Below are 19,871 nucleotides of genomic sequence, written 5' to 3'. Positions count from 1 at the left end.
TGGCGGCGGACGCCATCACCGGCAAGACCATCACCGGCGGGACCATCACCGGAGCCGTCCTGCAAACAGCCACCTCGGGCGAACGCATCACGATCAACGAGGCAGGCGCCAACAAGGTCATCATCTACAACTCGTCGGGAACCGCCATCGGAGAACTATCCGACCGCGGACTCCTCCTCGAGGGCAACAACGGCGCCCTCCTGTACCTGGATCCCGACAGCACCTACCCGAACCTCCGCTTCACCAACGATGACCAAAGCAACGAAGCGGTCATCAACGTCGTCGAAACCACCGCGGGCGCCGCCGACCTCGGACTGAACTCCGGCCAGTTCACCGGCAGCGGCTACTCGGACATGAAGTGGCGGACCTTCTTCGGCTCCGACTTCTGGGTCGCCGAACGCCTCCGGGACTCCAACAACGCCACCGTCATCGGCGGACGCGTCCACCTGGACGGCACCACCGCCCAGATCGGATTCCTCGACACCACCAACGTCACCCCCGACACCCTCCTGAACGTCATCTCCGGACTGGCCCAGGTGTCCGGGGGCCGCCTGCAGGTCGTCCCGCCCGACTCATCCTCCAGTGCCGTCTACGTCGATGCCGCTGTCGGATACACCGGAAACCTGCTGCGCCTCACCCGCGACAGCACCGACCGCTTCAAAGTCGACAAAGACGGCCTGATGACGGCCAGCAACATCGTCACCGGAAGCGTCACCATCACCCCCGTCGCAAACACGCCGACCTCCATCAACGTCACCGGCCTGAACCTGTCCGGCACCGTCCACCGCGCGTTCGTCACCGCACAGTCGGCCGCACCAGGAACCGTCGTGGAATGCTCCGCCACCAGCGTCACCGCAACCGGCCTGACCATCTGGGTCAACCGCACCAACACCACCAACACCAGCATCTGGTACCTCGTCATCGCCTCCTAAGGAGACCCCGCCATGCCCGACATCGTCTTCGAACCCGCCACGTACTACGACGTCACCGTCCGCTGCAACACCCAGTCCATGCCCACGCCCGGCGACCCCGACAACCCGCAGCCCTGCCCCAACTACCAGCGCGACTGGGAAGTCCCCGAGGTCTACTCCAACGCCGGACAGCCCAACATCCAGTGCGGACCCTGCGGAAAGAAGGTAGAGATCCTCGCCGCCACCAAGATGGACCCCCAGCCCGAGGTCTCCTGACCCCAGCAAGCCGGGGGAACACCTGCCCCACCAGGCCCTAGCCTGAGATCACGGGCGACCCTCCGCCCTCAGACCTGCCCCCGAGGGACGACCGCACCACAGCGGTCCGCCACGAACATCAGCTCTGGGCGCGGGGAAGTGCAGGAGCACGGGCGGGTGCCCAATCTCGAAATCACGCAGTACGACGTCACCGGCAAGCTCGGCCGGCACCTCGTGCTGGACCCGCGCAGCCTGGCCTACCGACGCAGGTATGACGGGCAGCCGCTGCGCGCGACCGCGTGGGAACCCCGCATCCCCGTCCTGAACCAGCAGAACCTCACCTCACAGGGCATCTTCACCTCACAGACCCACGGCATCGAGGACGACGTCGACGCCCTCGGATCCTGCACGGGGAACGCCGCCACGGCACTGCTGTCGGTGATCCTCGACAAGGACCGGGCCGCCGCCGCAGGACTGGACACCAACGACGCGACCGCGGCGGAACGCTTCGCCATCGACCTCTACGCCCAGGCCACCACCCTCGACCAGTGGCACGACTACACCTGGCCCTCCCAGGACTGCGGATCCTCTGGCCTCGGCATCGCCAAAGCCCTCCGCGCCCGCGGCGTCGTCGACCAGTACGGGCACGCCACCACGGCTGAAGAGCTCTGCATGCTCCTGCAGACCGGCCCGGTCCTGATGGGCATGCCCTGGTACGAGGCCTTCACCCAGACCAGAGACCGCGACGGATTCATCGACGCCGTCCCCGGCTGGCTCGGCTCCACGCTGGAAGGCGGCCACGAGGTCTGCATCACCGCCCTCGAGGCCGTCGCATCCGAAGACGGAACGCTTCTGCCCGACCACACCGTGCTGCGTTTCCGGAACTCGTGGGGTCCCTCGTGGGGCGACCACGGCGAGGGACGCCTGCGCCTGAGTACGTATCTCGCCCTCCGTGACCAGATCGACGTCACGCAGCCTCGATTGGACGCCGCCCGATGACCAAGAACACCGAGTACCACGTCGCGATCGACCATCTCGAGTCGCCCGACCCCAACACCCCGCAGCAGAAGCTCGAGACCACGTACTTGGGAACCGTCGACCAGGCGCACGTCGACCAGGTCCGCGCGATCGCGGACCTGGAGGACTCCGGCCGGTTCGTGAAGGAGCACCCGCACATCGAGGGCGCCTTCATGGTGATCCGTGACGACGGGTACACCGACGTGTACGTACCGGTCGACGCCACCGAGTACCGCGTGTACGAGCCGGATCCGGCGCCGAAGGGCGGCTTCGCCAAGGGAGGAGTCGTCACTGCCCCCGAGGCGAACGACGACATGGGCGTCTCGCTGCCCGGGATCAGGGACGGCATGGGGATCCAGGAGATTCTTCCCCGCGGCGCCTCCGGCCCGGCATACGTCTCCGGCGTGACGCGGTTCGGCGACCTGTCCATCGGTGGCGCCATGGACACCCCCGGGCACCCGCCGCGGGTCGTCTGGCACACCACCGAGAGCCCGGCCGGCGGCGGCTACTTCGCCAGCGTGGCCGCCTACCTGATCCGGGTTGGCGCGGAACCGCAGGTCATCTACTGCCCGGTCACCGACAAGCTCGGACAGTTCGGTCCGCTCACCCAGTCCGGGCGCGCCCTGAAGAACGACGGGACCCGGCGGACGAACCGTGAGGGCAAGGTCTGCATCCAGGTGGAGGTCCTCGGTCGTGCCGCCTCGCCGTGGACGCGGAACTTCGATCCGGCGAAGAAGCCGAACTTCCGGAAGCTTCTGGCGGCCGCGCGCGCCCACGGAGTACCGGACGTGTGGCCGGCGGGCAAGCCGAAGGGCACTGCTGCCGAGGTGGCGAAGGGCTCCCGCTCGCGCGCCACGTGGGAGGGGAAGGGCGGCCATTACGGGCACGGGCACGTGCCCGGCAACTCACATTGGGATCCGGGGGCGATCGACACGACGATCGTGCCGGGCAAGCCCGTCGTGGAGACGAAGCCCGGCACCCCGACCAAGCCCGCAGCGCCGACCAAGCCCACCACCCCCACGAAGCCTGCGTACGAGCCGTTCCCCGGCAAGGCGTTCTTCCACGGCGGCCGCCACTCGGCCGTAATCACCGCGATGGGACGCCGCCTGGTCGCCGAAGGCTGCGGCGCCTATCGATCCGGACCGGGTCCGAACTGGACCAACACCGATCGGGAGTCCTACCGGCGCTGGCAGAAGAAGCTCGGCTACACGGGCTCCGACGCCGACGGATTCCCTGGCAAGACCTCGTGGGACGCCCTCAAGGTCCCGAACGTCTGACCACCCCTCACCACACCCACCACCCCACCAGGAGAAACCCGTGAAGATACTCGGGCGCGAGCCGGTCTACCTGCTCGCCTTCGTTGCCGTCGTGCTGAAGCTCAGCTCCGCGTACGGGATGGACGTCACCGCGGAGCAGCAGGCCGTCATCATGGCCGTCCTGTCCGGCGCGGTAGCCCTCACAGAAGCGATCGTGCTGCGAACCGGCGCTGCAGCCGCAGCCATCGTGAACCTCGCCCAAGCCGTTCTCGCCCTGTTCCTCGGCTTCGGACTGGACTTCACCGCAGAGCAGCAGGCCCTGTGGATGCTCGTCGTGGAGAGCGCCGTGGCCCTGGCCCTGCGCCGCGAAGTAACGGCGCCTGTACCTGCGCTGTCGCTCGAGCAGTCCAGCCCGCTGACGAAGAACGCCGGCCAGCACACCGCCTGACCGGTCCCCTTCCCTACACCCCCCACCGGAGCAGGACATGGCGGATGAGCCGTCGTTGGGAGAGCTTGGACGGCTCATCCAGGCCCTGCGGGGCGACGTACGAGACGACATGGCGCAGATCAACTCCCGCCTTGACCGGCTGGTCAGCGCGGATGTCTACGCCGTGGAGAAGGCCGCGATGGTCAAAGCGATCGAGGATCTGGCGAAAGGAGTTCAGGAAGTGCAGCGGCAGCGGCAGGCCGACGCCGACCGGGTCACGCAGACCCGTCGGTGGCTAGTCGCGTCGGTCATCGTGCCGCTGCTGGGCCTGATCCTTCCGGTGGTGCTCTTCGTGGCCGGAGGTAAGGCATGAAGACCACCACCGGACCCACGGTGCCGGCGCCGACATCCCGCTCCGAGATGCGCGCGGAGGCCAGGAAGCGGCGTCGGCGCGGTAACTATCTGTCGGTGTTCGCCGCGGTGTTCGCGTCGGCCGCGCTGGCGGCGGTACTGACGGGCTTCCTGATCCTGTCGCGGGACCTGTCGGAGGCCAACGACGCACGCGATGCGCTGGCGCAGCAGGTGGAGTCGTTGGGGGAGACCCCGGTGGCGGGGCCTCCCGGGTCTCGGGGAGACCCTGGCCAGGCTGGTGTGGGGGAGAGCGGCCCTCCCGGACCGCGGGGACCGTCAGGTGCCGACGGGAAGGACGCCCCGACCATCACCCCCAGCCCAGGCCCACAAGGACCCGCAGGACCGATCGGACCCGCTGGCGCGGACTCCACCGTGCCCGGACCCACCGGACCTCCCGGGCAGGACGCCACCGGCGCCCCGGGGCAGGACGGTCAGGATGGCCAGGACGGATCCGACGGGCAGAACGGGGCCCCGCCGTCGGAGTGGACGTACACCGGCCAGGACGGCGCCACCTACCGGTGCGTGCCGGTCGACGACTTCGACCCCGACAACCCGCGCTACCGGTGCACGCAGACCTCCGGGCCGACCACCCCACCGGACCCCGATCCCTCACCCAGCCCCTCGCAGTCCCCCGACGAACCGAACGACACGTCGCCGGCACTGCTGCCGCTCGGCTTGCTGAACCGCCGCGACTAGGAGACGAAGCGATGACCACGGTGACCGGGAAACTGATCGGGTCGGCCAGCCCTGCGCGGGTGGAGATGCTGGCCACGCTGGTGGACGTGACGGGCAAGCCCGCGGTCGGCTACGTGGCGTCGTTGTCGGGCGAGCTCGTGCGGCCGGTCCCCATCACCCCAGAGGAAGACGGCGACTGGTCGGTGCCGCTCACCGCGAACGCGCTGATCGAGTCGGATGCGGGGGACACCCTGTGGGCGATCCAGGAAGGCCGGGCGAAGGACGGCACGCCGATCGTGTCGTACGTGGTGGTGCCCGCAAGTGGCAGCTACTGGGTGGGGAGCATCCGAGCGGACCTGTCCGACACCATCACCGGCGGCGGGACCGTTGTCTACCTGCCCGGCCCGGAAGGACCAGAAGGACCCGCCGGGCCGACGGGAGCAACCGGCGCCCAAGGCGCGACAGGTCCGGCCGGAGCCACCGGACCAGCAGGGGGCACGGGGCCACAGGGCGAGACCGGACCAGCCGGATCTGCGGGAGCCGACGGCCAGGACGGAACTCCTGGCGCGGCCGGCGCTACCGGGCCCGAAGGACCGCAGGGCCCTGCGGGGGAAGACGGAGCCGACGGGGCCACCGGTCCGCAGGGCGAGCAGGGGCCCGCCCGCCCGGGCCTGCTCACCACGACCGGGCAACCCTCCGACGCGACCGGTATCGACGGAGACTGGGCCCTCGATCCGGGAGCCCGCCGCTTCTACGGACCCAAGGCGGACGGCGTGTGGGAGCCGTGGTCGCGGATCCTGCCGCCGACCGGCACGGGGTGGCAGCGCAACGGGTTCGCCACCCTCGACGCAGACGACCTCTACCTGACGCACGCTGCGGACGGCTTCGGTTCGGGCACCTGCTGGCGTACCGGCTTGGAGCCGTCCGACGGCCTGGACGTCACGTTCGAGTGCGAGATGTCCGGCGGCTCCGGTGCGGATGGCATCTGCTTCGCGCTGGCCGATCCCGCGGACACGGCGGCCACGTTCCAGGGCGGAGGCGGCGGCGACCTGGGCCTGGTGGGCTGCACATCGGTCGCTCTGGCCCTGGATACGGGCGCGGGGTCGCGGGCGAGGATCGTCACGACCAACGCGTCGGCGATGACCACGGTGGCCACGTACGGCGGTGCCCTGGACCTGCGGGCGGCACCGTTCACGGTGCGGGTCCGGTACGCGGACGGTGGACTGTCGGTGTGGCTGGACAGCACGCTCATCTTCGACGAGGTGGCCGTGGGCGCGGTGGCGTCGGCGCGGGTGGGGTGGACGGGCTCGAACGGCGGCGCCAACGACGACCACATCGTGCGCTCCGTGGTGTTCGTGGCCCGGGGCGGCTTCGAGTTCTGACCTGCATCGTACGTACGATGCGGTCATGAGCACGCCTGCCACAGTCAAACCGCCATCTCCCGTGTGCCCGCCTGCGCAGGTCGGGCCGTGTGCCGGATGCGGCCATCCGACCCAGCGTTACGGCTCGGACGCCAGCCCGCTGTGCGCGGTGTGCCTTCCGCCAGTCCTCGCCCGACAGACGAAGAATCTGTCGGCATCCTGACGCGCTGAAGCCCCGCACGATGGCGGGGCTCGGGCCGGTGCGCCCTCATTCGTCAGAGACGTTTTGCGGCAGGCGTCGCAGCGACGCTTCGATCGCCCACTTGGCGAGGTCGGTCATCCTCCCAGTCCCTCCATGCCGCTCGGTCGAGGAGCGCAGGATTTCGGCGAACTCCTCAGCCTGGCGGCGTGAGATTACGACCTCCTGGCCGACGAGGCTCCGAACCTTCCCGACGTAAGCGCCGACGTCGTCAGTGCTGACGCCCGGCAGCAGGTCCGAGATGCCGTCCCACCTGCTGAGGTTTGCAACCTCCGTCAACGCCCACCACAGCGGGTTGTCGCGCTGCGCACCTTGATAGGCGACATAGTCACCTTGGCCATTGGGGCGTATGTACCACGGGCCAACCTCCCAGTGTGGTGACTGCGCCCACTGCTCGACTTCCTGACCTTCGGGCATTCGGTGTCCTCGTTTCTCGGAGCATCGGTCAGTCGGTCGTTCGGTCGGTTCGGGCGCCCTGTCCAGGGCGGTCTGCGTGGGCGGTGCGTACCTGCTGGGCGTCGTAAAGGGCTTGGGCCCGGTTGCTGTCGGGGTGAGGGCGGAAGCTGTGGGCCCGCACCCCCATCCGGGAGAGGGCGCCGCGCGCGCTGCTCGACTTCACGCCGAGGTGCGCGGCGACGTCCTCGATGGTCCAGAGTTCGTCGGCCATGGTCAGGCGGTGGCGTGCTTGCCGACGATGGCCCAGAACTCGTCAGTGTCGAGGGTCTCGATGTCGACGGCCCCGTGCTTCTCGACGATCTCCTCGACGATGCCGTCGACGTCGTATTCGCCGTCGCTGGCGCCGGTGGCGGTGACGATCTGGTCGCGGAGGTTGCCGCTGGTGAAGGTCATGGTGTTCCCCCTCGGGCTGGGCGTTGGGCTGTTCCCTCGGCCTCACATCTCCACTGTGCATCACGTGCTGCAAGGTTCGCAAGTCCCTCACGCCCTGAAATCACGGAATTCCCCGCTGAGCGGAGAATCGATCTGGGCGAAGAATCGCACGGCAGTCGAACAGTCCGTGATCTACCAGAACTACTACTGGATCTACCACTTCGTCCCGGACTAGTAGTTCGGCTCCCCGGAGCCCGCTGGCTGAGGAGCGATAAGCTCACTTGTGACTGATGGTTCGGCGCTGGGTGGGGCGTGGACGATCGGACTGCGCAGCGGGCCCCTTTTGGACGGAGGGGCCCGCGCCCGTTTCCAGGGCAACGGGGCGAGGGGGCGAGGGGGAACGGCTGGCGGCTGCGAGGCCAGACTGTCGGTATGAACTCTTTGCAGGATGCCGAGTTGATCCTCGTCGCCCACCAGCGTCGCGACATCAGCAGCTGCCTGTGCGGCTGGGCCGAGTTGGGAAGGTCACACCCCGGACATCAGGTCGAGATGCTCCGCGGGGCCGGACTTCTGGCCGACGAGCCGGAGGCGGCACGAGAGCAGGGGCAACGCGCCACATAGCTCCGGATAATGTTCCTCCTCCGGGCCGACCATCCGGGGGAACAATCTGGCGGAACTGCCTGACACTCAGGGCATGCACAGCATCGAACGAGCAGTCCAAGCCCTCGAGGAAGCCGCGCTGAAGTACGTTATCTCGCTGACCGATCTGGCTGATGCCCGCCAGCACGGTGTCCGCAGCAGCCAGTACACGGTCGCCCAGCAGACACGGGACGCACGGTATGCGGATCTGGAGCAGTCCGTCCGGGACGCCGTACGGGAAGGCGTGCTCGTGGCGCAGGTGGCCCGCATCGCGGACTGGCCGGACACCCGGGTCTACTCCACACTGCGTGGCGAGAAGCACCGGCTGCCGCTGCACTATGTGAGCCGGACAGAAGCGATGACAGCGCTGATCCGTGAACTCCAGCGGGCAGCCGATGAGTACCGGCGCAGCGACCAGCAGTGGCAGGAGGCCAAGTCGTTGGCGCGGCGAAGCCCGCATCGCGTAGAGGCGTCGCAAGCCCGTATGGCTGCCAAGGAGGTGATGCGGGCGGCGGCGTTGCGCGCGCTGGACGCTCAGATCGCCCCGGTCAGGGTGGAGCGGATCACGGGCTGGTCGCATGTTCAGATGTGGCGGCTACGGCAGGGAGAGACAAGCGGTTCTGCGCAGGACCGCTCCGGGGCATACGCATAACGTGTGTTACGACCCGCATAATCATGCTCCGGCCGCCGGACCGGGCGGTGTTACATCTATGGGCATAGATGTGTACAGTCGGGCCATGGCGACGGCTCAGAACTCCAAGGTGCGCGGCAAGACGCGCGAACTGCTCACCGCCCTTCGGGACCTGCTTGACACCCCGGGCGGGGAAGACCACGCCATCGTCCGAGACCGCGCCGTACAGGCGTACAGCGTGCTGAACGCGCTGCTGACCATCGAGGGTGCGATCCCTGACACTTCGATCAGAATCCTGCGGGACCAGGTCCGCCGGATCGAGGCAGCCAAGACGGTCCGGCCGTGACCCCCCAGACTCCTGCTCTCCGCCTCGTCCTGGTCCGCCGCGTCTCCACCGCCGGCCAAGCCGTCGACGGTTACGGCCTCGACGCCCAAGAAACCGACTGCCGCAGGTGGGGCACCATCCAGACCACCCCCACCGTGCGCATCGTCCACATGGTCACCGACGGAGACAGCAAAGGCGGCAAGTCCGGCACCACCCTCCTCGACGAACGCCCCGGCCTCATGAACGCCGTCCAATGGATCGCCGACGGCAAAGCGGACGGCATCATCGCCCCCAACCTGGACCGCCTCGCCCGCGAGTTGACGGTCCAGGAAGCCGTCCTCTCCTACGTATGGGCCATTGGCGGCCGCGTCTTCACCGCCGACCACGGCGAACACCTCGAGGACGATGTCTCCGACCCCATGCGCACCGCCATGCGCCAGATGCGTGGCGTCTTCCACCAGCTCGACCGCGGACTCATCATCAAACGCCTCACCGAAGGCCGTGCCGCCAAAGGAGCCAAGGGCGGCTACGCCTACGGCTCCCCCCGCTTCGGACAACGCTCCGTTGACAAGGCACTCACCGACGCCGAGGACGAGAACGCCATTGCCGAACAGATGGAACGCTGGCGCGACGAAGACGGCCTCGGCGTACGCGCCATCGCCGCTCGCGCCAACGCCGAAGGCCTCCCCAGCAAGCGCGGCGGAAAGTGGCACCCCACCACCGTCGCCCGCGTCCTGTCCTCGCAGGCCCGGGAGCAGGCGCGCCAGCAGGCTGCCAAGGCGCGCGCGGACCGCAAGGAACAGCAGCGCAGGGAACGCGCTGCACGGCTGCTCGCACAGCGCTGAGGTACGTCAGGCCAGGCGGTCGGGGTCCTGGGCGTTGATGTCGGCCAGCCAGACGGTCAGGGTCGCGCGGTCGGCAGCGTCCAGGGCAATCAGCAACGCGGCCAGCGACTGCCGGTACACGGCATCCTTGGCGGACATCCCGGACGGAGTGGCCGTCATGTCCAGCTGCTCCCGCAGCAGGCCGTCGTGGTTCGGCCGCTCTTCGCCGGGGGTGTCGATCCAGGAACGTCCACTCAGGGCACCCGACGCTGCGCGGCCCAGTCCCGTCTGCATGTGGTGCACCGCAGCACGGAGGTCGGAGACGTACTCCCGCAACTCGGCACCGCTACTGACCTTCTCGCCTGTCTCAACCCAGTCGTCGTCCATGCGCCGATCCTTCCGTACGGCCCGGCCGTCTGCGACGCAATCCGCTCAGTTGCCACCCGTGGGGGTGTCCCAGAACCCGGTGTGGGCGATGGCGTCGGCGGTGACGGGCGGCGTGCGGTTGGCGAGCAGGGGGTGGGTGGAGCAGATCTGCTGAACCAGCATGTTCGGGTAGGCGGTAGTGATCGGCTTCCCGCCCTGGCCGAGGATCAGCGCGTGAACACCGTCGGCCGGCGGGATCCGCAACGGCAGGTGCTCCCGCAGTGCGGCGGCGGTCAGGGGCTGCAGGACGTGTTTCTGGCCGACGGCCTCGTACTCGTAGTCGGGGGCCCGCACTTCGTAGGTCATGTCGGGCAGTTCGTACAGGTGCCGGAAGTCGACCCGGGTCACCTCGGCCGGGCGCAGGCCTTCGAGGAGGAGGAACGCGACGAGCCGGTCGCGGGTGTAGTGGCGGGCGTTGTCGGGCCCCCAGGTGCCGATGCAGTAGAAGAGCACGGACCGTTCGGCGGGGGTGAGGCGCTTGGGCGGGGTCGCGTCGCGGTCCAGACCGCTGCGGAGCATCGTCAGATCAGGGGCCAGCCGGATGGCGCCGCGGGTCTGGCAGGCCTGGTAGTACTGGGTGAGGGCGGTGATGCGCCGGTCGTGGGACAGCGCGGCAGCCCGGTGGTGCTCCGCGACATGCGCCAGCGCGTCGGGGCCGTCGAAGATGCGGCCGTCCAGCTGTGCGGTGAGGAAGGTGGAGGACCAGGCGGCGATGTCCTCGATCCCGCACCGGTAGGGGTCGACCGGGGGGTGCTGGGCGGTGCACCAGGTGAGCCAGCGGGTGACTTCACGCTGGTACTCGATGCGGCTGGAGGAGCGCAGCAGCGCGCTGTCCAGCCAGTCGTCCAGGAGCGTGAGCGGGTCCATGGCATCTCATTGTGCCTGCCCCGCACACAACATCAAGATCTTTGGATAAAACCTCGGAGCCCACCACCCACTAGGGGCGGTCGCGCGGGAGGGGCCGCACTTTTCCGGGGTCCTGCACCACCACGGGCAGTGGGGGCGGGGGGTTCCCGAGGTTTTACTGAACTTGCAGGTGGGACGGTGCGCGGGGAACCCGCGCTGGGTTCTTCAGCCTCTGCAGCACACGCTATGCGCGAATGCACGGAACCTTCCCCCAGCTCCCCTCCGGCACGTCAGTGCGGGACGCCGATCTCCAGGAGCTCGGTGATGCAGCAGTCCTCCGCGTCGCAGGGTTCGGCGTCCTCGTCCCCGCGGTCGCACCGGCACTCCGAGGTCGGCGGCGCGTACGGAGCGGGCAACGGCGGCGGGTTGTCCGGGTCCAGGCCGTGCGCGATACAGCGGGCGCGGATCTGCGCCGGCGTCGGCTGCTCCCAGGTGTGCAACTGCCGCTTCCTGGAGCCGACGCTGTAGCCCCCGCAGTGCGCGTTCTCCTCCCGGCCGCACCAGCGGCAGCCGTGCACGGGAAGCCAGGAGCGGATGCCGCTGTGGAACATGCCGTTGGCGGCCCGCAGGTGCAGGCCCCGGCGGTGCTTCTCCTCGACATGGTGGTTACCGATGTGCTCGCACGGCTGCCCGGACGCCTTGCACGCCCGTTCGATGGCATCGGCGCGGCGGTAGGCGGCTTCGGCGGCGTCCAACTCGGACTGGGTCTCGTACACGGGCACGGTGGTTCTCCTACATTCCGGGGAGCGGGTCCTGGTCGACCTCGTGGTCGGGGGTGGGGTTGCGGTAGTCGGGGTCGCAGACCGGGCCGTATCCGCGGCGGCGAGATTCCGGGTCGGTGAGTTGGTGATGGCAGCCGGCCCCTCGGCACCACACCCGCCGGCGCGCTCCCGGTACGGGCCCGGTGAGGGCTTCCTGCTGGTTGCGTCCCATGAAGTCAGTGTTCTCTGTCATTCGTCCAACGTTGCCCAACAGGATCGGCTGGCCGGGCGATTGCGGGTATTGATCGGTGGCAAGTTTCGCGGCTACAATCCCGTCATCTGACGGGTCCGCCTGTGAGGATCGGCCACCAACTCCAGCTCGGAGGGGTGGCCTTTGGCGTTTCCGGGGATCGGGTAGTGCTCGACGATGTCGAGCACGAGGGCGGTGACGCGGTCTGGGTAGTATTCCCGTCCGCGTACCGGCACTTCACCTGCCAGGCAAAGGGTGCTGCGGACGTCGCGTTCCAGGTTCTGCGCGATATCTCCAGGCAATGCCGGAAGGAATCTACGCACGGTGACGAACCCATCGCGGCGGTGATCGTTCAGTCGGATCCGTCCGCTGCCGTGGGTGATGCCGAACTTCAACAGTTCTGCGTCGTTGTTGACGACAACGTAGAAGGCGTCCCACGTCTTACCAGTGCAGTGACGACACAGCCCGTTGCCCTGTTGCACGCCGTTGGGAAGGGGCGTGCTGATGTGCCCGGCGGCACAACGAACACGATGACGGACTCGCGCGCCAAGCCACTCTGGTTCCAGCAGCACAGCGCCGGCCTCGGCAAGGAGAGCGCGGAACCACTCCTCGGCGACCTTGGTGTCACGGCCCGCACACGTCTCACAGATGCCCTGACCTCGCTGCACGCTGGTCGGACGCGGCGAGCACTCGTGGCCGGATGCGCACATCACGCGATGCGGATACCGGTTTCCCAACCACGTGGGCTCTAGGAGAACGGATCCCATATCGGCCAAACGTTCGCGGAACTCGTGCGCGGCAGCGTCCGAGTCGCGACGTGAGCAGGTTCGGCAACAACTGTTCTTGTCCCGAACCTGGCTCGGAGTGGTGGTGACCTCGTGTCCTTGGGCGCAGCGAATTCGGTGAGGCGCTCCGCTTCCGAGCCACTTGGTCTCCAGCAGGGTTGCCCCCAGCTGGGCGAGCCCGGCCTTGAACTTGGCCTCTGCTCCGTCAACGCTGCGCCCCGCACAGACTGCGCAAATGCCGCCACCCTGCTGAACGCGGTTGGGTAGAACCCTGGTCAGGTGGCCAGCTGCGCAGCGAACTTGGTGGTAACCGCGGTTGCCCAACCACTCCGATTCCAGGACGGTGCCACCGAGTTCAGCGACCCGTAGGCGGAACGCGGCTTCTGATGCCTCCGGGTCGCGGCGCGAGCACGTTCGGCATGCTCCGCGTCCGCGTCGCAGATTGTTGGGGCGAGGCGTGCATTCGTGCCCGGCCGCGCAAATGGCTGGATGCGGTGCGCTGTATCCGAGGTACTCCGGCGCCAGGAGCGTAACCCCCAGCTCGGCCAGGGCCGCCCGGAAATTAGCTTCAGCGCGGGCCGACCGCGCTTCCCAGCTGGGGTGGCGAGGTTGTGTCACATGAGTCTCCGGGAAGCGGTTCAGGCGGCGAGCGCGAGGCGGGCTGCGGCGTCCTTGTAGGCGGCCTTCCGGGGCCGGTACACGACGGCGGCGCGGGCAACCTCGGTGGCGGTGTAGCGGAGGCAGTCGCGCATGCGTCCGGCGGCGTGGGTGCGGGCTGCCGTTCCATGGATGTCGAGCTTGACGGCTGCCTTGCGGAGGCTGCTGGCGACGGTGCGCGCTTCCTTGGGGGCAAGTCCGGCGGCGATGCAGTGGGTTGTGAGGGAGCCGTTGCCGCGTCGTGCGATGCGGGAGGCGGCGCGCTGGCTGCGAGTCCGGTTGCGGATGGTCCGGCGTGCCTGGCGGGCGCTGGCGTTCATCGGGTTCCCCCTCGTTGTGGTGTGGTTCCCACAGTAGAGGAAGTGCCATTGCAATGCAATGACATGGCGGGTACTGTTGTGGTCATCGGGGCACCGCCTCGCTGCCACTACATGGCGTAGCAATGCGAAAAGGAGGACACTGGTGCGGTCAACGCCCCCCACGCGCCCGCCCAACCGGTCCCGGTACGGGCAGCGCCCGCCGAGAGGACCTCGCCCCGTGCCCGCACCCAGGGACGACAAGCGCATCGAACTGCTACACCAGGCGTCCGCGCACTGCCGGGAGACTGGGAGGCCGGACCTGGCCGAGGGCATCGACTTCGTGTTCACGGAGGAGGGCGCGAAGTTCCTGAACCGGATGCGGTGGGGGGCGGTGGCCAGCGACAAGCCGAACCTGGCGATCAGTGTCACGCCTCAGCTGCGGGCCGATCTGAAGGCGTTGGCGTCGGAGAAGGACTCCAAGCTGGAGAAGGTGGTCCGGGAGGGCTTCGCCCGGTATATCGCTGGGGACTGGGTTCCGCCGGAGCCGGTGAAGGCTGCCCGTGGCGCCGGGGTCCAGAAGGTCAACCTGAACATCCGCACGGATGCTGAGCAGCGGGCCCTTATGCGGGAGTTGAAGCCGGAGCGGTCGGAGGAGCTGGGTTTCCAGGTGCCGGATGCGTGGGTTGCTCTGGCCTGGCTGCTTGAGGAGTTCGGCCTGAACGTGGAGGACTACCTCCAGTAACGCCATCGTGCGGGGGCCGGCTGGACGCCGACACCGGTCCGGCCCTGCGCACCACGTACATCGCTTCACCACTAGGAGACCTCATGGCTACGGCCACGCAGGCCGCCGCATCCGCGGGCGGCCCGAATCGTCACACCCAAAACCAGGGCTACAGGCTGGACTTCGAGGACGTGACCCGACCTGCAACGAACGCCTTCATCGCACTGACCGGGCCGGCGAACGCCGGTAAGACGTACACGTCGCTGGCGATGGCCACCGGCATGGGTACGAACATCGGGGTCTGTGACACCGAGCGGGGCCGTGCCAGCCACTACGCGGGCCTGTTCCCCTTCAAGCACCTGCGGATGCCGGACTTCCGGCCTCAGACGCTGGTGCAGGCGCTGGCGATCGGTGCGCAGCGCGAGATCGACGTGATGATTATCGACTCGGGGACGCACTATTGGTCCGGGCGGGGCGGCGTGCTGGAGCAGGTCGACCGGACGACCGACGCTTCCAGGTCGAAGAACGCGTTCACGTCGGGCTGGAAGTCGGTGAAGCCGATCGAGCACCAGATGTGGGATGCGATCATGGCGTTCCCCGGGCATGTGATCATGACGTTGCGGGTGAAGACGGCGTACGAGCTGGTCCGTAACGACAGTGGCGGCGTGGAGCCGAAGAAGGTCGGGCTGAAGCCGGACCAGCGGGCCGACGCGGAGTACGAGTTCGACTTCGTCGGTGACCTGGACATGAGCCACACCATGACGGTGTCGAAGTGCTCCTACCCGGGCTTGTTCGAGTCCGGTGAGCGGATCGAACTTCCGGACACGGAGACCGGCGCGAAGATCGCGCAGTGGTTGAACGAGGGCACGCCGATGCCCACGGTGCAGCACTACGTGACCCGGGTGATGAAGCCGGAGACCACGTACGAGCAGTGCCTCGCCCTGTTCCGCGGGGAGCTGTCCCAGCGCGGGCTTCTGGGTGCGGCGCTGTTCGCCCCGGACACGCAGGAGCAGACCACCCTGGGCGGCCTGGTCGCTCGTGTCGGCGCCGAGCGCAGGGCCGCCGCTGAGTCCGGCCAGACGGACGGGAGTGCTGGCTGATGTCTCGCCGAACCATGCAGCAGGCCCGCACGGCCACGCACCGGCCGGCCACCAAGCGCCGCCGCTTCCGCCACGACACGCTGACCGCGGTCGACCTGTTTACCGGGTTCGGTGGCTTCACCCTCGCGGCCGAGATCGCCGGGTTCACCGCGATCTCGGCCGCGAACCACAACCCCTACAAGGTGGAGGTCCACGAGGCGAACCACCCACACGTGGAGCACTGGATCGCCGACCTCGTCGACCGCGAGGCCTCCGACTACCACTCCGCCCGCGACCTTCCCGCCGCTGACCTGCTGCTCGCAGGGGTCAGCTGCGTAAACCACAGCCAAGCGAACACGATCAAGGCCTACGAGCAGGGCGGGACGCTGTTCGACCTCGACGACCCCGACTACGAAGCACGGGTCACCAAGTCGGAGCGGGACCGGGCCACCGCGAACTGCGTGCTGCACTACGCCGCACAGCACCACCCGCGGCTGATCCTCATCGAGTGCACCACCGAACTCACCTCTTGGGGGCCCGCGCTTCCCAACCGCCCGAAGATCGGTGACGGGACCACGTACCAGTGGTGGCTCAAGCAGTTCGACCTGCTCAACTACGACCACAAGATCCTGTACCTCAACAGCCAGTTCTTCGGCGTGCCGCAGTCCCGCGACCGGCTGTTCATCGCCTTCTGGGACAAGTCCCTGCCCGCCCCCAACCTGGAACATCGCCCGGTATCTCGCTGCCGCCACTGCGACAAGGACGTCGAAGCCGTCTGGACGTGGAAGACCGGCGTCCCGGACAGCGGTTCGGTGCGCTATGGCAAGCAGTACAACTATCGGTGTCCCAGCTGCCGACGCGAGGTCGTCCCCCCGATGACGCCGTCGCTGGCCGCACTGGACCTGACCGACCTCGGCATCCGGATCGGCGACAAGCCGGTCCGGAAGCACAAGGACGGCTCGACTGGTCCGCTCGCGGCCGCGACGATGGCCCGCGCCGAGCGTTGCCGCCAGCGGTTCGCCGACTTCCCCGCGGTGCTCATGCCGGCGAAGGCCGTGCACGGTTCGGAGAAGCATCCGTGGCAGCCGATGGCGACTCAGACCAGCCAGCAGGAGACGTCGATCCTGTCGACCGGCGCGATCATGGCCGCAGCCGGTAACACCTTCGAGCGGCCAGGATCCAACTGCCGCTCGCGTGGATTCGACGAGCCGCTGTGGGTTCAGCCGGCGACGAACACCACGGGCCTGATCACGCCGCCGTTCGCGCTCGCGGTCGATAACTACCAGGGCAGCCCGCGGGGTGTCGGTGAACCGCTGCCCACTCAGGTCGGCTCGGAGACCCTCGCCGTGGTGTCCTCCGGGGTCGTCCCGTTCCGGAAGAACACCGTGCCCACGATGCACGCCGAGGCGATGCCAGCGTTCACGGCTGATCAGATCCCCGGGCTCCTCACCGCCGCCGGAACGATCAACCACAGCGCGATTGAGTCGATGCTCGCAGCTGAGTGGCGGGCCGCACTCGCGGAACTGCCGCTTGAGGACTGCTACTTCCGCATGATGCGCGAGTACGAGATCGGCCGCGGCTGCGGCTTCGACGTCGATTTCGGCGACTACACCGGCACCTTCACCGTCTGGGGATCCGCCCGCAACCAAGTCGACGGATTTGGGAACGCCGTCAGCCCGCAGGTCGGCGCCTGGATCGGGGCCCGGCTGCGAGCCGTCATCCACACCCCACAGGACAGCGGCCTGACGACCGCCGCGTAGTGCGACCGGCGGGGCCGTCTGGGTGCCCGCCGCCGCTCCACACCACCCACCACCATCCCGGCTGTCGCCGAACGGAGTTCCGTCATGCCTGAAATCACCGAACCTGAGCGCTGGGTCATCCCCGGCATCCTGATCGTCGCCGCCATCGGCGTTGTCGTGCAGTTGTGGTGGGAGCGCTGTAAGCCCACGTCGTATCGGGGTAGTCGGGCGCACCGTGCGGCGCTGAGGGAGGCGTCGGCGGAGCGGTGGGAGAAGCAGATGGCGTGGTGGGCGGCCCAGCCTCCTGGGGTTCAGGCCCGGCATGACGAGGATGCGATCGAGATTGCTGCGGCTGCGGAGGAGGCCGCCCGGGCTGCGGCGGAAGGCGCTGGGCGGGTGGCTGTGGAGCGTGCCACGGAGATCAACGTCCTGAACCGGTTCTGACCCCTGCCCCGCCGTACGCCCCGCCGCAGTCCGTCTGTCCGCTGTCCCCCTCCGGAGGTGAAGGTCGTGCCTGATGATGTCCGTCCGATAGCTGTTGCCGCGGTCTTTGCCGCGGCTGTCCTGGCCGGCGTGTTGTGCCGGAATCACCACTTGCGGCGCGCTCTCACTCGGGAGCGCGCCGCGCACCGTCTCACGGACGCGTGCATGCACCGGGATCTGGCGGCGTTCCAGGCCCGGGTCCGTACGGCGGCCGCCGTGCAGGAGGCGCGGCGTGAGGTGCTGGCGGAGGCGGACATGGTGCTGGACGCCGCTCTCGCCGCGTATCTGGCCGCCGATTCGTCCTCGCATATCGATCCTCAGAACCCCGGAGGGGGGCCACTATGACCGGACCTGACATTGCCCTGGATGTGCATGCTGCGCGTCGGGCGTTCACGGAGCATCGCCGTTACGCGTATCGCGGGTGTGCGCCTGATCCGGTGTTGCCGTCGCGGATGGCGGGGGATCTGGACTTGCCGGTGGATGCGCACTTTGCGCCGGAGGGCGGGGAGTCGCAGAAGGCGCGCCGGGCGCGGGAGCAGGCAGCCGTTGAGGTGTGTCTGGGCTGTCCGGTGATGGTGGCGTGTGACGCGTACGCGAACTCTGTGGTTGCGGAGGGGGCGGTGGTGCGTCTGGCGGAGCCGGAGGGTGTGTGGGGTGGGCGTACGGCGTTGGAGCGGCATCGGGTTTTCATTGCGCGTCGTCATGAGGTGACGGCGGGTGTGCCGGTTCCGGATGACCGGTTGCGGACGCCGCAGAAGCAGGCGGTGCTGCGGGCGTTGGCGGGGTTCGGGGATGCGCATGAGGTGGCGCATGCGGCGGGCCTGGATGTGCGGACGGCGAACTGGCAGCGGTCGTCGTTGACGACGGGGCTGGGGTTGGCGCGTTCGGCGTCGCGGATGGAGCTGCTTGATGCGGCGGTGTCCCGGGGTCTGTTGGACGGGTCTCTGGTGGTGGCGGATGACGGGTTGGTGCCTGCGATCCCGCCGACGACGAAAACCCACACGATGGATGCGGATGGTCAGTTGTTGTTGTGGGCGGCGGAGTTCGAGCGTCTCCTGGCCCGCCTCCCCGCCACAGCTATGGGCGCCGGGACCGGCGCGGCGGCCGACGGACCCGACCAGGGCGACACCCACGGAGCCCGGCCCGGGGCGCCCGGGCGGCAGCTGGCCCGACGTCCGCGCAGGCCCGGACTGCGGGTGTGGTTCGCCGACATTCCCGGGCAGCTAGAACTCCTGCTGTCCCAGCTGGACGACGACGGTCTGGACGGTTCGTCCGTGCCGGATGTCGCCGATGTGCATGATCTGTTCCCGAACGAGTGCCTGGAGGCCGCAGCGTGACCACCCACATCCCCGCCCCCGAAGCCACCGAACCTACTGCGGGAGGGTCGGACGGTCCGGTCCCGCGCGCGGTCACGGACGCCGTGCTGGCGGGGCGGGCGATCTGTTCCGGGGAGTACCTGGCCGGTCTGATCCTGGCCGCGCAGTTGGACACGGTGGGGACGCCTCGGAAGCTGGCGCGGGATCTGTTTCCGGGGGTGGATCCGGTGGTGGTGCAGCGGATTTGGGATCGGGCGTTGGTGGTGGGGGTGCGGGCGGGGCAGTTGATGGGGTCGCCCAGGTTCAACCGGGACAAGCTGGCGCGGTTGCGGGGGGAGTTGTTGGAGGCGGGGCATCACGCGATGGGGCCGATGTTGGGCCGGGTGTTGTCGGTGGCGGAGCGGGCTCCGGAGTGGCATCCGGAGGATGAGGAGATCGGCCGGGAGCGCTGATCCGGTGTGACAAGTAGTACGAGAGACACGTGGGGAAGGAGCCGGGACAGATGGACCGGGCAAACGGTAGGCTGAGCCTTGCGCTTGAGGTGCAGTCAGTTGCGAGGCTGGACGGAGAGCGCGGTCCGACAAAGTCGGAAGCCCCCGCTGCCACCTTGGTGGCGGTCCCGGTTTGCGAAGCCGGAACGCGAGGGCTGACGACACCAAACCGCTGCTACGCGAGTGAAGGTGCCGACAT

At 68.5% G+C, this 19,871-nt stretch carries 28 protein-coding genes; 19 read left to right on the top strand and 9 right to left on the bottom strand.

Going from position 1 to position 19,871, the window contains the following annotated elements; all coding sequences use genetic code 11:
* From OHA11_RS48055 to OHA11_RS48455, 8 genes are all read left to right on the top strand, one after another.
* A partial coding sequence (locus tag OHA11_RS48055) for a hypothetical protein (protein WP_266509088.1) occupies window positions 1-932 on the top strand: 932 nt, incomplete at its 5' end.
* Between the two features lie 12 nt (window positions 933-944).
* Window positions 945-1,187 (top strand): hypothetical protein, encoded by a 243-nt coding sequence (locus OHA11_RS48050; protein WP_266509085.1) that lies wholly within the window; start codon window positions 945-947, stop codon window positions 1,185-1,187.
* Window positions 1,188-1,343: 156 nt separating this feature from the next.
* Complete coding sequence (locus OHA11_RS48045; RefSeq protein ID WP_266509082.1) at window positions 1,344-2,165, top strand: hypothetical protein; 822 nt, start codon at window positions 1,344-1,346, stop codon at window positions 2,163-2,165.
* A gap of 458 nt (window positions 2,166-2,623) precedes the next feature.
* A complete protein-coding gene (locus OHA11_RS48040) occupies window positions 2,624-3,460 on the top strand; it encodes a peptidoglycan-binding protein (RefSeq protein WP_266509094.1) in 837 nt (278 codons plus the stop codon).
* Window positions 3,461-3,500: 40 nt separating this feature from the next.
* Entirely contained in the window at window positions 3,501-3,887 is a 387-nt protein-coding gene (locus tag OHA11_RS48035; protein WP_266509079.1) for a hypothetical protein, read from the top strand.
* A gap of 37 nt (window positions 3,888-3,924) precedes the next feature.
* A complete protein-coding gene (locus tag OHA11_RS48030; protein ID WP_266509077.1) occupies window positions 3,925-4,239 on the top strand; it encodes a hypothetical protein in 315 nt (104 codons plus the stop codon).
* Window positions 4,236-4,973, top strand: coding sequence for a hypothetical protein (locus tag OHA11_RS48025; RefSeq protein WP_266509074.1), 738 nt, complete (start codon window positions 4,236-4,238; stop codon window positions 4,971-4,973). The genes OHA11_RS48030 and OHA11_RS48025 overlap by 4 nt, the downstream gene beginning before the upstream one ends.
* Before the next feature lie 11 nt (window positions 4,974-4,984).
* A complete protein-coding gene (locus tag OHA11_RS48455; protein ID WP_323186808.1) occupies window positions 4,985-6,334 on the top strand; it encodes a hypothetical protein in 1,350 nt (449 codons plus the stop codon).
* 247 nt (window positions 6,335-6,581) lie between these two features.
* Here OHA11_RS48455 and OHA11_RS48015 read toward each other — a convergent pair whose 3' ends face one another.
* Genes OHA11_RS48015 through OHA11_RS48005 form a run of 3 tightly spaced genes read right to left on the bottom strand, consistent with a single transcriptional unit; the run spans window position 6,582 to window position 7,421 of the window.
* Entirely contained in the window at window positions 6,582-6,989 is a 408-nt protein-coding gene (locus tag OHA11_RS48015; RefSeq protein ID WP_266509071.1) for a hypothetical protein, read from the bottom strand.
* A 28-nt stretch (window positions 6,990-7,017) separates the two neighbouring features.
* On the bottom strand, window positions 7,018-7,239 hold the full coding sequence (locus OHA11_RS48010; RefSeq protein WP_266509068.1) for a hypothetical protein: 222 nt from the start codon (window positions 7,237-7,239) through the stop codon (window positions 7,018-7,020).
* A gap of 2 nt (window positions 7,240-7,241) precedes the next feature.
* On the bottom strand, window positions 7,242-7,421 hold the full coding sequence (locus OHA11_RS48005; RefSeq protein WP_266509065.1) for a hypothetical protein: 180 nt from the start codon (window positions 7,419-7,421) through the stop codon (window positions 7,242-7,244).
* A gap of 411 nt (window positions 7,422-7,832) precedes the next feature.
* Between OHA11_RS48005 and OHA11_RS48000 the strand changes: the two genes are divergently transcribed.
* From OHA11_RS48000 to OHA11_RS47985, 4 genes are all read left to right on the top strand, one after another.
* Window positions 7,833-8,021 (top strand): hypothetical protein, encoded by a 189-nt coding sequence (locus tag OHA11_RS48000; RefSeq protein WP_266509062.1) that lies wholly within the window; start codon window positions 7,833-7,835, stop codon window positions 8,019-8,021.
* A gap of 73 nt (window positions 8,022-8,094) precedes the next feature.
* Window positions 8,095-8,691: a hypothetical protein gene (locus tag OHA11_RS47995; protein WP_266509059.1), complete on the top strand. Its 597-nt coding sequence runs from the start codon at window positions 8,095-8,097 to the stop codon at window positions 8,689-8,691.
* 85 nt (window positions 8,692-8,776) lie between these two features.
* The gene (locus OHA11_RS47990; protein ID WP_266509056.1) at window positions 8,777-9,016 is read left to right on the top strand and encodes a hypothetical protein; all 240 of its coding nucleotides are present in this window, start codon (window positions 8,777-8,779) and stop codon (window positions 9,014-9,016) included.
* Window positions 9,013-9,840 (top strand): recombinase family protein, encoded by an 828-nt coding sequence (locus OHA11_RS47985; protein WP_266509053.1) that lies wholly within the window; start codon window positions 9,013-9,015, stop codon window positions 9,838-9,840. Before OHA11_RS47990 ends, OHA11_RS47985 begins: the two co-directional genes overlap by 4 nt.
* Window positions 9,841-9,846: 6 nt before the next feature.
* On the opposite strand, the gene OHA11_RS47980 is transcribed toward OHA11_RS47985, so the two are convergent.
* From OHA11_RS47980 to OHA11_RS47955, 6 genes are all read right to left on the bottom strand, one after another.
* On the bottom strand, window positions 9,847-10,206 hold the full coding sequence (locus OHA11_RS47980; protein ID WP_266509050.1) for a hypothetical protein: 360 nt from the start codon (window positions 10,204-10,206) through the stop codon (window positions 9,847-9,849).
* A gap of 45 nt (window positions 10,207-10,251) precedes the next feature.
* Window positions 10,252-11,112, bottom strand: a complete 861-nt coding sequence (locus OHA11_RS47975) for a hypothetical protein (protein WP_266509047.1) — start codon at window positions 11,110-11,112, stop codon at window positions 10,252-10,254.
* A gap of 269 nt (window positions 11,113-11,381) precedes the next feature.
* A complete protein-coding gene (locus OHA11_RS47970) occupies window positions 11,382-11,873 on the bottom strand; it encodes a hypothetical protein (RefSeq protein ID WP_266509045.1) in 492 nt (163 codons plus the stop codon).
* Between the two features lie 10 nt (window positions 11,874-11,883).
* Window positions 11,884-12,105, bottom strand: coding sequence for a DUF6011 domain-containing protein (locus tag OHA11_RS47965; protein ID WP_266509042.1), 222 nt, complete (start codon window positions 12,103-12,105; stop codon window positions 11,884-11,886).
* Window positions 12,106-12,176: 71 nt separating this feature from the next.
* Window positions 12,177-12,815, bottom strand: a complete 639-nt coding sequence (locus OHA11_RS47960; RefSeq protein ID WP_266509040.1) for a hypothetical protein — start codon at window positions 12,813-12,815, stop codon at window positions 12,177-12,179.
* A gap of 710 nt (window positions 12,816-13,525) precedes the next feature.
* Window positions 13,526-13,864, bottom strand: coding sequence for a hypothetical protein (locus tag OHA11_RS47955; RefSeq protein WP_266509037.1), 339 nt, complete (start codon window positions 13,862-13,864; stop codon window positions 13,526-13,528).
* 217 nt (window positions 13,865-14,081) lie between these two features.
* Here OHA11_RS47955 and OHA11_RS47950 point away from each other — a divergent pair, with 217 nt between their 5' ends.
* The 7 genes from OHA11_RS47950 to OHA11_RS47920 all read left to right on the top strand — a co-directional run bounded on the left by OHA11_RS47950 (window position 14,082) and on the right by OHA11_RS47920 (window position 19,633).
* On the top strand, window positions 14,082-14,585 hold the full coding sequence (locus OHA11_RS47950; protein ID WP_266509034.1) for a hypothetical protein: 504 nt from the start codon (window positions 14,082-14,084) through the stop codon (window positions 14,583-14,585).
* 83 nt (window positions 14,586-14,668) lie between these two features.
* Window positions 14,669-15,664: an AAA family ATPase gene (locus OHA11_RS47945; RefSeq protein WP_266509031.1), complete on the top strand. Its 996-nt coding sequence runs from the start codon at window positions 14,669-14,671 to the stop codon at window positions 15,662-15,664.
* The gene (locus OHA11_RS47940; RefSeq protein WP_266509028.1) at window positions 15,664-17,403 is read left to right on the top strand and encodes a DNA cytosine methyltransferase; all 1,740 of its coding nucleotides are present in this window, start codon (window positions 15,664-15,666) and stop codon (window positions 17,401-17,403) included. The genes OHA11_RS47945 and OHA11_RS47940 overlap by 1 nt, the downstream gene beginning before the upstream one ends.
* A gap of 84 nt (window positions 17,404-17,487) precedes the next feature.
* Complete coding sequence (locus OHA11_RS47935; RefSeq protein ID WP_266509025.1) at window positions 17,488-17,826, top strand: hypothetical protein; 339 nt, start codon at window positions 17,488-17,490, stop codon at window positions 17,824-17,826.
* Between the two features lie 204 nt (window positions 17,827-18,030).
* Window positions 18,031-18,210, top strand: a complete 180-nt coding sequence (locus OHA11_RS47930; protein WP_266509022.1) for a hypothetical protein — start codon at window positions 18,031-18,033, stop codon at window positions 18,208-18,210.
* The gene (locus OHA11_RS47925) at window positions 18,207-19,202 is read left to right on the top strand and encodes a WhiB family transcriptional regulator (protein WP_266509019.1); all 996 of its coding nucleotides are present in this window, start codon (window positions 18,207-18,209) and stop codon (window positions 19,200-19,202) included. The genes OHA11_RS47930 and OHA11_RS47925 overlap by 4 nt, the downstream gene beginning before the upstream one ends.
* The gene (locus tag OHA11_RS47920; RefSeq protein ID WP_266509017.1) at window positions 19,199-19,633 is read left to right on the top strand and encodes a hypothetical protein; all 435 of its coding nucleotides are present in this window, start codon (window positions 19,199-19,201) and stop codon (window positions 19,631-19,633) included. The genes OHA11_RS47925 and OHA11_RS47920 overlap by 4 nt, the downstream gene beginning before the upstream one ends.
* Window positions 19,634-19,871 lie beyond the last annotated feature (238 nt).

This window comes from Streptomyces sp. NBC_00878 (assembly GCF_026341515.1).
Taxonomy (GTDB): Bacteria; Actinomycetota; Actinomycetes; order Streptomycetales; family Streptomycetaceae; genus Streptomyces.
The sequence above is the reverse complement of the archived record's forward strand: the minus strand, read 5'-3'. Positions and strand labels throughout refer to the sequence as shown.

Excerpts from the sequence above, each read along its gene's own strand:
- OHA11_RS48050 (WP_266509085.1), top strand. The coding sequence starts at position 945 with ATGCCCGACATCGTCTTCGAACCCGCCACGTACTACGACGTCACCGTC.
- OHA11_RS48040 (WP_266509094.1), top strand. The coding sequence starts at position 2,624 with ATGGACACCCCCGGGCACCCGCCGCGGGTCGTCTGGCACACCACCGAG.
- OHA11_RS48030 (WP_266509077.1), top strand. The coding sequence starts at position 3,925 with ATGGCGGATGAGCCGTCGTTGGGAGAGCTTGGACGGCTCATCCAGGCC.
- OHA11_RS48025 (WP_266509074.1), top strand. The coding sequence starts at position 4,236 with ATGAAGACCACCACCGGACCCACGGTGCCGGCGCCGACATCCCGCTCC.
- OHA11_RS48455 (WP_323186808.1), top strand. The coding sequence starts at position 4,985 with ATGACCACGGTGACCGGGAAACTGATCGGGTCGGCCAGCCCTGCGCGG.
- OHA11_RS48015 (WP_266509071.1), bottom strand. The coding sequence starts at position 6,989 with ATGCCCGAAGGTCAGGAAGTCGAGCAGTGGGCGCAGTCACCACACTGG.
- OHA11_RS48010 (WP_266509068.1), bottom strand. The coding sequence starts at position 7,239 with ATGGCCGACGAACTCTGGACCATCGAGGACGTCGCCGCGCACCTCGGC.
- OHA11_RS48005 (WP_266509065.1), bottom strand. The coding sequence starts at position 7,421 with ATGACCTTCACCAGCGGCAACCTCCGCGACCAGATCGTCACCGCCACC.
- OHA11_RS48000 (WP_266509062.1), top strand. The coding sequence starts at position 7,833 with ATGAACTCTTTGCAGGATGCCGAGTTGATCCTCGTCGCCCACCAGCGT.
- OHA11_RS47995 (WP_266509059.1), top strand. The coding sequence starts at position 8,095 with ATGCACAGCATCGAACGAGCAGTCCAAGCCCTCGAGGAAGCCGCGCTG.
- OHA11_RS47990 (WP_266509056.1), top strand. The coding sequence starts at position 8,777 with ATGGCGACGGCTCAGAACTCCAAGGTGCGCGGCAAGACGCGCGAACTG.
- OHA11_RS47980 (WP_266509050.1), bottom strand. The coding sequence starts at position 10,206 with ATGGACGACGACTGGGTTGAGACAGGCGAGAAGGTCAGTAGCGGTGCC.
- OHA11_RS47975 (WP_266509047.1), bottom strand. The coding sequence starts at position 11,112 with ATGGACCCGCTCACGCTCCTGGACGACTGGCTGGACAGCGCGCTGCTG.
- OHA11_RS47965 (WP_266509042.1), bottom strand. The coding sequence starts at position 12,105 with ATGACAGAGAACACTGACTTCATGGGACGCAACCAGCAGGAAGCCCTC.
- OHA11_RS47955 (WP_266509037.1), bottom strand. The coding sequence starts at position 13,864 with ATGAACGCCAGCGCCCGCCAGGCACGCCGGACCATCCGCAACCGGACT.
- OHA11_RS47945 (WP_266509031.1), top strand. The coding sequence starts at position 14,669 with ATGGCTACGGCCACGCAGGCCGCCGCATCCGCGGGCGGCCCGAATCGT.
- OHA11_RS47940 (WP_266509028.1), top strand. The coding sequence starts at position 15,664 with ATGTCTCGCCGAACCATGCAGCAGGCCCGCACGGCCACGCACCGGCCG.
- OHA11_RS47935 (WP_266509025.1), top strand. The coding sequence starts at position 17,488 with ATGCCTGAAATCACCGAACCTGAGCGCTGGGTCATCCCCGGCATCCTG.
- OHA11_RS47930 (WP_266509022.1), top strand. The coding sequence starts at position 18,031 with ATGCACCGGGATCTGGCGGCGTTCCAGGCCCGGGTCCGTACGGCGGCC.
- OHA11_RS47925 (WP_266509019.1), top strand. The coding sequence starts at position 18,207 with ATGACCGGACCTGACATTGCCCTGGATGTGCATGCTGCGCGTCGGGCG.